This is a genomic window from Nocardia sp. JW2 (assembly GCF_051843015.1).
GTDB classification, from domain to species: Bacteria; Actinomycetota; Actinomycetes; order Mycobacteriales; family Mycobacteriaceae; genus Nocardia; species Nocardia coubleae.
This window is the reverse complement of record NZ_JBPXLK010000001.1, coordinates 699,452-709,880: the sequence shown is the minus strand read 5'-3', so window position 1 is coordinate 709,880 and position 10,429 is coordinate 699,452. Positions and strand designations below refer to the sequence as shown.

General features: G+C 67.7%; 13 protein-coding genes. 6 read left to right on the top strand and 7 right to left on the bottom strand.

From position 1 onward, the window contains the following. Nucleotides 1-188 (bottom strand): hypothetical protein (locus ACSVDM_RS03270; protein WP_439262627.1); only part of this gene is annotated, 188 nt, incomplete at its 3' end. On the opposite strand from ACSVDM_RS03270, the gene ACSVDM_RS03265 reads away from it, so the two are divergent. Together ACSVDM_RS03265 and dmpG are read left to right on the top strand one after the other, a co-directional pair. Further along, on the top strand, nucleotides 169-1,077 hold the full coding sequence (locus ACSVDM_RS03265; RefSeq protein ID WP_439262625.1) for an acetaldehyde dehydrogenase (acetylating): 909 nt from the start codon (nucleotides 169-171) through the stop codon (nucleotides 1,075-1,077). The two genes, ACSVDM_RS03270 and ACSVDM_RS03265, sit on opposite strands and share 20 nt — an antisense overlap. A 38-nt stretch (nucleotides 1,078-1,115) precedes the next feature. Then, on the top strand, nucleotides 1,116-2,144 hold the full coding sequence (gene dmpG / locus ACSVDM_RS03260; RefSeq protein WP_067492135.1) for a 4-hydroxy-2-oxovalerate aldolase: 1,029 nt from the start codon (nucleotides 1,116-1,118) through the stop codon (nucleotides 2,142-2,144). 9 nt (nucleotides 2,145-2,153) lie between these two features. On the opposite strand, the gene ACSVDM_RS03255 is transcribed toward dmpG, so the two are convergent. Further along, entirely contained in the window at nucleotides 2,154-2,618 is a 465-nt protein-coding gene (locus ACSVDM_RS03255; RefSeq protein WP_439262688.1) for an SDR family oxidoreductase, read from the bottom strand. 10 nt (nucleotides 2,619-2,628) lie between these two features. Then, a complete protein-coding gene (locus ACSVDM_RS03250) occupies nucleotides 2,629-3,606 on the bottom strand; it encodes an NAD(P)-dependent alcohol dehydrogenase (RefSeq protein ID WP_439262623.1) in 978 nt (325 codons plus the stop codon). A gap of 124 nt (nucleotides 3,607-3,730) precedes the next feature. Here ACSVDM_RS03250 and ACSVDM_RS03245 point away from each other — a divergent pair, with 124 nt between their 5' ends. Beyond that, nucleotides 3,731-4,090 carry a winged helix-turn-helix transcriptional regulator gene (locus ACSVDM_RS03245; protein WP_067635646.1) on the top strand — a complete coding sequence of 120 codons (360 nt, stop codon included), beginning with the start codon at nucleotides 3,731-3,733 and terminating at the stop codon, nucleotides 4,088-4,090. Nucleotides 4,091-4,180: 90 nt separating this feature from the next. Further along, on the top strand, nucleotides 4,181-4,444 hold the full coding sequence (locus ACSVDM_RS03240; RefSeq protein ID WP_067492131.1) for a helix-turn-helix domain-containing protein: 264 nt from the start codon (nucleotides 4,181-4,183) through the stop codon (nucleotides 4,442-4,444). A 42-nt stretch (nucleotides 4,445-4,486) separates the two neighbouring features. Here the strand turns inward: ACSVDM_RS03240 and ACSVDM_RS03235 are convergent, their stop codons facing one another. The 3 genes from ACSVDM_RS03235 to ACSVDM_RS03225 form a co-directional block, all read right to left on the bottom strand. Next, the gene (locus tag ACSVDM_RS03235; protein WP_439262620.1) at nucleotides 4,487-6,895 is read right to left on the bottom strand and encodes an MFS transporter; all 2,409 of its coding nucleotides are present in this window, start codon (nucleotides 6,893-6,895) and stop codon (nucleotides 4,487-4,489) included. A 176-nt stretch (nucleotides 6,896-7,071) separates the two neighbouring features. Next, the gene (locus ACSVDM_RS03230) at nucleotides 7,072-7,449 is read right to left on the bottom strand and encodes a DUF5655 domain-containing protein (RefSeq protein ID WP_439262618.1); all 378 of its coding nucleotides are present in this window, start codon (nucleotides 7,447-7,449) and stop codon (nucleotides 7,072-7,074) included. Next, the gene (locus ACSVDM_RS03225) at nucleotides 7,446-8,306 is read right to left on the bottom strand and encodes an NAD-dependent protein deacetylase (protein ID WP_439262616.1); all 861 of its coding nucleotides are present in this window, start codon (nucleotides 8,304-8,306) and stop codon (nucleotides 7,446-7,448) included. Before ACSVDM_RS03225 ends, ACSVDM_RS03230 begins: the two co-directional genes overlap by 4 nt. A 110-nt stretch (nucleotides 8,307-8,416) precedes the next feature. On the opposite strand from ACSVDM_RS03225, the gene ACSVDM_RS03220 reads away from it, so the two are divergent. Together ACSVDM_RS03220 and ACSVDM_RS03215 are read left to right on the top strand one after the other, a co-directional pair. After that, nucleotides 8,417-8,872: a hypothetical protein gene (locus ACSVDM_RS03220; RefSeq protein WP_067492129.1), complete on the top strand. Its 456-nt coding sequence runs from the start codon at nucleotides 8,417-8,419 to the stop codon at nucleotides 8,870-8,872. Next, nucleotides 8,869-9,411, top strand: a complete 543-nt coding sequence (locus ACSVDM_RS03215) for a hypothetical protein (RefSeq protein ID WP_439262614.1) — start codon at nucleotides 8,869-8,871, stop codon at nucleotides 9,409-9,411. The genes ACSVDM_RS03220 and ACSVDM_RS03215 overlap by 4 nt, the downstream gene beginning before the upstream one ends. Nucleotides 9,412-9,420: 9 nt before the next feature. Here ACSVDM_RS03215 and ACSVDM_RS03210 read toward each other — a convergent pair whose 3' ends face one another. After that, the gene (locus ACSVDM_RS03210) at nucleotides 9,421-10,272 is read right to left on the bottom strand and encodes an acyl-CoA thioesterase domain-containing protein (protein WP_067635654.1); all 852 of its coding nucleotides are present in this window, start codon (nucleotides 10,270-10,272) and stop codon (nucleotides 9,421-9,423) included. Nucleotides 10,273-10,429 lie beyond the last annotated feature (157 nt).

Sequence of the window (10,429 nt, the reverse complement as noted above, 5' to 3'; positions counted from 1 at the left end):
CCCGCGCCATCGACGCCCGCCCCGGCGACGACTTCCACGCCGAATTCACCGGACTCGGTTCGGTCCGTTTGCGTTTCGCCTAGGCCCGCGCTACCTCTCCGCCGCTGAGTCGACGCGGTAATCCAGTACTTCGCCGGTTCGCCGGCCCAAATATCGAGGAGGCTTACCGTGGCCAACGGGAACGTCACCGCCGCGATCGTCGGATCCGGCAATATCAGCACCGATCTGCTCTACAAACTGTTGAGGTCGGAATCCATCGAACCCCGGTGGATGATCGGGATCGACCCGGCCAGTGAAGGGCTGAAGCGGGCTCGTGGGCTCGGCTTGGAGACCTCGGCCGAGGGTGTCGACTGGTTGCTCGCTCAACCGGAGAAGCCCGACCTTGTTTTCGAAGCGACCTCGGCCTATGTGCACCGTGCCGCCGCACCGCGATACGCCGAATTGGGTATTCGGGCAGTCGATTTGACCCCGGCAGCGGTCGGCCCGGCGGTTGTTCCACCGGTCAATCTCGCATCGTTGGTCGACGCGCCGAACGTCAATATGATCACCTGTGGTGGACAGGCCACGATTCCGATCGTGGCCGCTGTCTCGCGAGTCGTTCCGGTGCCCTACGCCGAAATCGTGGCCTCGGTGTCGTCGGTGTCGGCCGGACCCGGTACCCGCGCCAATATCGACGAATTCACCAAGACCACCAGCCGGGGTGTGGAAACCATCGGCGGGGCCGAACGCGGCAAGGCGATCATCATCCTCAATCCGGCCGAACCGCCGATGATCATGCGCGACACCATCTTCTGCGCCATCCCCGAAGACGCCGACCACACCGCGATCACCGACTCGATCCACCGCATGGTCGCCGACATCCAGCAATACGTGCCCGGCTACCGGCTTCTGAACGACCCCCAATTCGACGAACCCTCCGTGGTTTCCGGCGGCCTGGCGAAGGTTTCGGTGTTCGTGGAAGTCGAAGGCGCGGGCGACTTCCTGCCGCCGTATGCGGGCAATCTCGACATCATGACCGCCGCCGCCACCAAGGTCGGCGAAGTCATGGCCGATCAGATCCACGCCGCCCGCGTGTGAGCGCGCATCCCTCCGCCCCGGTCTCGTTAGGACTCCCCATGCCGTACTCCGCTGATCTCGACATCCGTATCACCGACACTTGCCTGCGCGACGGGTCGCACCACAAACGTCACCAATTCACCACCACCGAGGTCCGCGATATCGTCGCCGCCCTCGACGGCGCCGGTGTTCCCGTCATCGAAGTCACCCATGGCGACGGACTCGGCGGTTCCTCGTTCAACTACGGATTCTCCAAAACCCCTGAACAGGAACTGGTGCGAATCGCCGCCGACACCGCCGAGCAGGCCAAGATCGCGGTCCTGATGCTGCCCGGGGTGGGGGTCAAAGAAGACATCAAGGTCTCCCAGGACAACGGCGCCTCCATCTGCCGCATCGCCACGCACTGCACCGAAGCCGACGTCTCCATCCAGCATTTCGGCTACGCCCGCGACCTCGGTCTGGAAACCGTCGGGTTCCTCATGATGTCGCATACCCAGACCCCTGAGGCGCTGGCGAAGCAAGCCCGCATCATGGCCGATGCCGGCTGCGAATGCGTCTACATCGTCGACTCCGCGGGCGCTCTGGTCCTCGATCAGGTCTCCGACCGCGTGGCCGCCCTGGTCGCCGAACTCGGCAACGACGCCCGGGTCGGCTTCCACGGTCACGAAAACCTCGACCTCGCCGTCGCCAACAGCATCTACGCCATTCGCGCCGGTGCCACTCAAATCGACGGCAGCGCACGCCGCTTCGGTGCGGGCGCGGGCAACACACCCGTCGAAGCCCTGGTCGGCGTCTGCGACAAACTCGGGATCGAAACCGGCATCGACTTCTTCGCCATCGCCGACGCCGCCGAAGATGTCGTGCGCCCGGCCATGCCGCAGGAATGCCTCCTGGACCGCCAATCGCTCATGATGGGCTACGCGGGCGTCTACTCCAGCTTCCTCAAACACGCCGAACGCCAAGCCGAACGCTACAACGTCTCCGCCGCCGAAATGCTCGTCCGCGCAGGCGAACGCAAACTCGTCGGCGGCCAGGAAGACCAGCTCATCGACATCGCCCTCGAACTGCAACGCCGAGCCACGGTCTAGCCGCGGTCACTACCCGACGGCACTCGAGGTGAGATAGTCCGCGCCGCCGACATAGACCGTCCGCCCGTCGGCGTCGCGGGACTCGGCCGCGGTCACGATCGCCGCGGCGAAATCCTCGACAGTCGGCAACGGGCCCGCCGCACGGCGTGACGCGACACTGCTCGCGTCACGCCGTTCCAGCAGCCGGACGATGATCGTGCCGTCGATCATGTCGCCGGACACCACGGTGAAACCAACTCCCCGCGAACGGAATTCGGGCATCAGCGCGCGCAGAGCATCCTCACCCGCGCGCTTGCTCCGCGCGATCGGTGCGTAACCCGCAGGCACATCGGACTTCTCGTGAATGAAGTGCGCCTGATGGCTGGTGACGAACACGATGCGTCCACCCGACGGCATCAAGGGCAGCATCGCCTTCGCGAGATCCACCTGCGCGTCCCGATTGAGGCGCAGCGCGTAGCCGGGGTGCTCGGCCAGGCGATTCGACCTATGCGGCGACGGTGATCACGATCTTCGCCCTGGCGTGTTCGGATTCCATGTAGCTGATGGCCGCGGGCGTCTCGGCCAGTGGGTAGGTCCGGTCGATGGCCGGGCGGACCTGACCCGACTCGATCAGCTCGCGGAGTTCTGTCAGCGACTCCGGACTCTGCTGAGCCAGCGGGCCGCGGATCGACGGTTTCACGAACGGCCGAGCCAGCTGGCCGAGCGCGAGCAAGCCGACCGGACCGAACACGCTGCCACCGTCGAAGTTGCCGCCGCCGGACAGGACCAGGGTGCCGGTGGGTTCGACCAGGCGGAGGAGTTCGCGTAGGCCCCGTGTGCCCGCCAGGTCGAGAACGGTGTCGTAGCGGCCGGTTAGGGTCTCGCGGGTGTAGTCGAACACATGCGCGGCGCCGAGTGACCGTGCCGCCTCGACATTGCGGGTACTGCACACCCCGGTGACCTCGGCACCCCTGGCCCGGGCGATCTGGACCGCGAAGGTGCCGACCCCTCCGGAGGCACCGATGATCAACACGCGGTTTCCGGCGTCGACGTGACGCAGGCAGGTCAGGGCGGTGTTGGCGGCCAGCGGTACGGCCGCGGCCTCCTCGAAGCTCAGGTTCTTCGGCTTCCGGTCGAGGAGAGCGCGCGGTACCGCGAGGTACTCCGCGAACGCTCCGCTGACCGCCTCTCCGAACACCTCGTCGCCCACCGCCACATCGGTGACCCCGTCGCCCACCGCCTCGACCGTCCCCGCGAAGTCCCCGCCCTGCACCGGATTCGCCGGGCCCTTGCGACGGAACACCGACCGATCCATCCACCGCGCGATCTTCGGATCTCCGCGCATCACATGCCAATCCCGCGCGTTCACCGACGCCGCACGAACCCGAACCAGCACCTCCCCCGCCCCCGCTTCCGGGCGCCCGACATCGGCCACCGCCAACATCGCCGACGACCCGTAAACCTGCTGCACGATTGCCTTCACCTCGACAACGCTAGGCGTCGCGACCACCCGCACACATCGGGGAACTCCCCGAGGTATTCCGGATTCAGGACCCCGTCCGATCGCCCGAATGCTTCTGATACAGAACCAGCTATCGTGCTTCTGAATGAGAAGCGCAACCGGCGGTGACGAGACCGCAGAACCCTCCGCGAAGATCGTGGCCGCGATCGACCTGCTCGGCCAGCGGTGGATGCTGCGCGTGATCTGGGAACTCGAGCCCGGTCCCCTCGGCTTCCTCGACCTGCGCCGCCGGATGGGCAATTGCTCGTCGAGCATGCTGTCCGACCGCCTCCAGCAATTGCAGTCCGCGGGCCTGACCCGCAAGAACGGACCGCGCGGCGCCTACGAGCTGACCACCGAGGGCGCCCTCCTGGCCGAGTCCCTCCAGCAGGTCTGGGACTGGGCCGAACAATGGACACCCACCGGCGACGGCAACGGCCGAATCCCCTGGCGTCCCACCCGCTAGTTCATGGACGCCGCGACGCCCTGGGACGGATCAGCGCCGTCAGGGGCGCTTTCTTGGCGGCTCGGTGAGTGAGCACTTACCATCGGGGGCATGGTTCGTCTTCCGCTCAGTCCCGCCCAGGTCGAAGCCGGGCGCCGGCTGGGTCGGCGACTGCGGACGGCTCGGGGCGATCGCGAACTGAACGAGGTGGCCGGGCGGGCGGGGATCTCTCCCGAGACCCTGCGCAAGATCGAATCCGGGCGCATGCCCTCCCCCGCGTTCGGCACCATCGTCGGGCTCGCCGAAGCACTCACGATCCCGCTCGCCGAGCTGGCCGAGGTCTACCGCGCCGAACAGGTCGCCGAATCCGCCTGAGCCGTTCCGGTTCGTGCTCGTCGATGGCGAGGCTGGAACGACCTACCGGCGATGCATCGATTCTTCGTTGTCGTATCCCAGGGTGACGTCGTGGGTGATCTCGCCACGAGTGACCGCCACCTGACTCGCGACCGGTGGGTATCCGCGCGCGACGACCGTGTACTCCCCCTCGGGCAGGTCGGGCACGAGGTAGCGGCCTTTCTCGTCGGTGCGGGTGGTGGCGGCGGGGTCGCCGCTGGAATCGAGGACGGTGATCTCGACATCCGCGACCGGGCGGTCGCCGTCGACCCAGGCCGAGCCGGTCAGGATGGCCATCGGTTCCAGATCGATATCGCGGTGCAGTGAGCCGGTTTCCGGGACGGTCAGGGCGAGTGCTGTCGGGCGCATGTGGTCGGCCACCGCGACCAGGGTGTACGTGCCGCTGACGACATCACGGCAGACGTAGGTACCGTCCTCGCCGGTGATCGCCGCCCCGACCACCTCCCCTTCGGGATCGGTCAGGGTCACGGTCGCACCCCACAGTGGTTCGCCGCGCCGCGCCGAGCGCACCACCCCGGTGAGCTCACCCGCCCCGGTGAGCATCAGATCGACGTGCTGGGCCCGCTCCCCGATCGACACGCTCACCGCCTCGGGCTGATGACCGGCGGCGGCCGCGATGAGGACATAGTTGCCCGGTCGTGGCGCCTCGATCATGTAGGCGCCGTCGGCGTCGCCGTTGCCGCGCGCCACCTGGTGACCGTGCTGATCGATCAGGGTGAGCGTCGCCGACGGGACCGGGCGGGCATCGTCGCGGCGCAGCAGACCCGCGATCACCCGGCCCGTCGCGCCCGGCCGCAGTTTGCCCGCCATCTCGTGCGCGTCGTAGAGGCTCACATCCCGCAACTGGGCACCTTCGTCGGCCTCGTCGGGCACGGGATCCTCTTGCAGCGGAATCTCTTTCATGAACACCAGGACCAGGCAGGCCACGATCGCCAGATCGGCGGCCAGCAGGAACACGGTGTGCATCGAGTCGGTGAAACCCTCGAGGATCGGGATCCGCAGGTGGTCGGGCAGGGCCGCGATGCCACTGGTGTCGCTCTGCAGGGCCTCGAGCCGGGCGGCGTCGAAACCGGGCGGAAGGGTGCCGCCGAACGCGCTCAGGATGGAACCGGGCAGGCGATCGAACAGCACGGTGAGGAACACCGCGACGCCGAGGGTGCCGCCGAGTTGCCGGAAGAACGTGGCCGCCGCCGTCGACACACCCATCTCGGTGCGCCCGACCGCGTTCTGTGCGGCGATCACCAGCGTCTGCATGCAACCACCGAGCCCGAAACCCATGATCGCGCTGTAGGCCAGCGGCTGCCACAGCGGACCGTCGTAGGTGATGCGGGCGAACAATCCGCAGCCGATGGCCAGGATCAGCGCCCCGAGCACCGGCAGCACCTTGTAGCGCCCGCTGGCCTTGGTGATCAGGCCCGACAGCTGGGCGCCGACCATGATGCCGAGCACCAGTGGCAGCATCAGCAGGCCCGCCTCGGTGGGCGAGAACCCCCGCACCACCTGCAGGTATTGCGGAACCATCGTGATGGCCCCGAACATGGCGACACCGATGAGGAATCCGCCGAGAATGGCGACGCTGAAGGTGGAACTGCGGAACAACCGCAGCGGGATCAGCGCCGCGTCCTTCATCAGGAACTCGACGATCACGAACACCAGCAGCCCGCCAACGCAGATGCCGTAGCAGAGCAGCGATTTCGGGGACGTCCAGCCCCACAGCCTGCCCTGCTCGGCGACGATCAGCAGCGGCACCACCCCGACGACCAGCGCCAGCGCACCGAACCAGTCGATCCGGCTGCGCTGCCGGGTGTGGCCGACATCGAGCACCCGCCACACCACCAGGAACGCGAGCAGACCCACCGGCACGTTGACCAGGAACACCCAGCGCCAGCCTTCGATACCGCCGAGGCTCTCGTAGTCGGACAGGAACCCGCCGACCACCGGCCCGAGCACCGTCGCGATGCCGAAGACCATGAGGAAATAGCCCTGGTAGCGGACCCGTTCCCGGGCGGGCACGATGTCACCGACGATGGTGAACGCCAACGACATCAGCCCGCCTGCCCCGAGGCCCTGGAAGGCGCGGCACCCGGCCAGCTGATACATGGTCTGGGCGAAGCAGCAGGCCGCCGAACCGAAGACGAACAGTGCGATCGCCAGCAGATAGAACGGTTTGCGCCCGTAGATGTCGGCGAGTTTGCCGTAGAGGGGCGTGGTGACGGTCGCGGTGATGAGGTATGCCGTTGTCGCCCAGGCCTGTTCGTCGAAGCCGTCGAGACTGTTCGCGATCCGCACGATCGCGACGCTGACGATGTTCTGATCGAGTGCGGCCAGGAACACCCCGAGTAGCAGGCCGGACAGAATGGTGAGTGTCTGGCGGTGCGTGAGGCGTGGTTCGGCGACGACGCTATCGGTCATGGAAAAGCCCTGGTTCTGATCGGCTGGCTGGTGGGTGTCGATCATTCGGCCCACACAAGGGCCGACAACCCCGCTGCGAGGAAAACTTTGCGCCGCGGGTGGAACTCTTCATGCGCTGGTGGCCAGAGCTTACCCACGTCGGATTCGCGGCCGTCACCGAGGGATCAAGTTACCGTTCATTTCGCGCCGAAACGGTAGGCGGCGGCTATCAGCTCCGCCAGTCGTGGATCGTGAGCTTCGTCGAGAGAATGCACCACTACCAGGTGATTCCAGCGCGCACGGCCCACCTGTGTCACCCGGTAGACCGGTGCGTGCGCCATTTCCCGGTCGAGCGCGAGCATGATCTGCACGGTGCCTTCCGGATTCTTTCCGGTGACGTTGTAGAGCCACACCCACGCGAACTTCCGCGCGACGGCGAAAACGATCTGCGAGGCCACCGACACCTCGACCGGACCATTGCTCGCGATCAATTCGCGCAGTACTGCGAAGATCTCACGCGAGTGCGGTTTGCCCGAAAAGTACGCCTCGACGGCGGGGTCGACGGAATCGCTCATCGCGGTACGGCCGGGGTCGCGGTGGTGAGACGGTCGGCCAGGGTGGACAGGGTCTGCGAACAGCCGGCCGGAATGCGCACGGCGGCCAGGTCGTCGGCGCGGGTTGCGCCGCGATTCACGATCACCACCGGCACACCGTTCTTCGCGGCGCGGCGGACGAATCGCAGCCCGGACATCACGGTGAGTGACGATCCAGCTACCAGCAGCGCCTCGGCGTCGTCGACCAGGGCGAAGGCCGCCGCCACCCGCTCGGCGGGGACGGTTTCGCCGAAGTAGACGATGTCGGGCTTGAGCATGCCGCCGCACCGGGCGCAGTCGAGCATCCGGAAGCGGTCGGTGTCGGTGACCACCGCGTCCGCGTCGGGCGCGACCTCGATACCGCCGCCGTGCGAAACCTGGTCGGCGAAATCGGGATTGGCCGCCTCCAGCTGTTCGGCCAGCGACATGCGGGAGATCACCGCCGCGCAGCGCAGGCAGCACACGCGGGCATACGTGCCGTGCAGGTCGATGACCCGGCGAGCACCTGCTTTCGTGTGCAGCAGGTCGACGTTTTGCGTGATCACAGCCGACACCACGCCCGCGTGTTCCAGCCGGGCCAGCGCGCGGTGGCCCGGGTTCGGGCGGGCGGCGTCCATCCGCCGCCAGCCGATGTGGTTGCGGGCCCAGTACCGCTGCCGGAAGGCGGCGTCGCCGACGAACTGCTGGTAGGTCATCGGATTGCGGGGTGGTGAATCGGGGCCGCGGTAGTCGGGGATGCCGCTGTCGGTGCTCAAACCCGCCCCGGACACCACCACGACGCGGCGTCCGGCCAGCAGCTCGGCCGCACGCTCCACCAGGTCCCGGGTGGGCTCGCCCATGAGGTCATGGTACGAGTGGGCGGGCGCGGGGCGGCACGCCGGTGGAGTTGCGTGGCGAGCGGGTGCGGCGACATGATGACTCATCTGCCCGGCGATGTCAGAGGAAACTGGTGTCCGACAACGACGAACACGGCCGAAGCGCGCTCAACGGCGCGGTCGACGGGACCATTGTCGCCGTCCGCCGCATGTTCTATGTCCTCGGTGACGAGGTCGACCGCTCCGAGGGCCCGATCGAGTTCACCTTCCACAACGGTGCCACCCTGCTGCTCGATTCCGGGGTGGACGGCTCGGAACTGCGGATCCGGTCGGCGCCGTGGCGTGACCCGTTCGAACCGCTCGTCGACCCGGTCAATATCGAATACGTCGCCGAATCGGGCAAATACACCGCCTTCGATGTCACCGACGAGGAACCCTACAGCGCCTTCACCGGCCGCCGCGTCGACGCCGTCTCGGTCGTACCCCTGCCCGACGGCCGACCGCGCGCCGCGACCCTGTACCTCGGCGAGGCCGTGGTGAAAGCGGAAACGGTGGCCGACGAAGTGATCGTCACCCTGGTGCCCGCATGACGGGCTTCGCCCACCGCGTGCGCCGATTGTTCGGCACCGGAACGGATTCCGCACCGACCGTGTTCGAGACGACTCCGTTGCGACCGGAGTTCGCCGGTGAGCACCTGCCGGGGAACCGGGTATGGGACGGCACTCACGTCACCTATCTCGACGAGCAAGCGCGCCTGCGGTTCCGGCTCCACGCCCGCGACGGCCTGCTCCACACCGCCGACGGCGCCCTGTTCGACACCACGACGGCCAGCACCCTGTGGTCACCGGACGGCGGCCGGGCGATCTTCGTCATGGACGCCGCGGGCACGCTGTACTCCTCGCCCCAGCACCTGCTCGGCAGGTTCCACCATTCGAGTTTCCTGGCCGGTGGCCCGGTGGCCGCCGCCGGGGAGATCGCGGCGCGGCAGGGCCGGGTGCTGCTGGTGTCGGATCACAGCACCCACTACCGGCCCCCGCGACGCTTCACCCGGCAGGTTCCGCTCGCCTTGCGTGCCCAGGGCATCGAAGCCGGCGACCTGCCCCTCGAAATGCGTTCGCAGGAACCGTGATCGGCGGGCTCAGTGCCCCGACGCCAGCTCCGCCATCACCCTGTCGGTGAGCTTGTCGATGACGGCGCCGCGAATCTGGTGGCTCTCGTTGGCCAGTGCCGTGGTGGTGCACATCCCGAACGCGCCGTCGGCGTCGTAGAGCACGGCCGCGCCCGCCGCGATCCCGTCGTCGCTGAGGTGACCTTCCGCCTCGATGCCCATCTCGACACCGATCGGCATGCGCGAGAACGTGATCGACACATCGGTATTGATGAAACCGATGCCGTCGGTGCCCCAGTTGGTGACCAGACTCGTCTGCTCACCCGTCATCGCGGCGTAGCAGAACGGGGAGGACTCCTCACCGGCGACGACCGGGATGTTGCGCACCCATTTGCGTTTACGGGTGTCGTTCTGGTGCTCGGTCATCCGGATCGACCAGCCGTCGGCATGGCCGTCGCTGCCGAACAGGTGCAACCCCTCCTCGATCGCCGCGCGCGCGTCCGGCGGCGGCAGCGGCCGCTCCCGGTCGGGCCGCCACACCGCACCGGGCGGCTGCGCCGAGCGTTTCAGCAGCAACGCGCTGCCCCTGGCCACCACCGCGTCGTCCGAGCGCAGGCTGACGGCGACCGCGCGCACGCGCTTGCCGTCACGCACCAGCTCGCTCTCGACGGTCACGGGCACGGCGGGCACCGCGCGGTGCAGGTCGACGGTGAACCGGGCGGGCACGAACTCCTCGGTGCAGTACCGCGCCTCCACCTCCCGCGCCATCAACCCGCACACCGGCGGCCCCGACAGCGTCTTGGGGCCCCACAGGCTCAGCGAGAACCTGGTCGGCTCGAACACCGCGCCCGTGCGGGTGAAGTACGCCGGTGAGGTGGTCATGGCGACCCTTTCCGGCCAGGGTGTTTCCCGGGCTCACCCGCCAAGATTAGAACGCGTTGCAGTTTTACGGCAACCCACTCGCGTTCGCCGTCGATCACGAGACCTGGGTGAGTTCCCCGACCCGAGTTCAGGGTCGGCACCGGATGTCTCCGATACG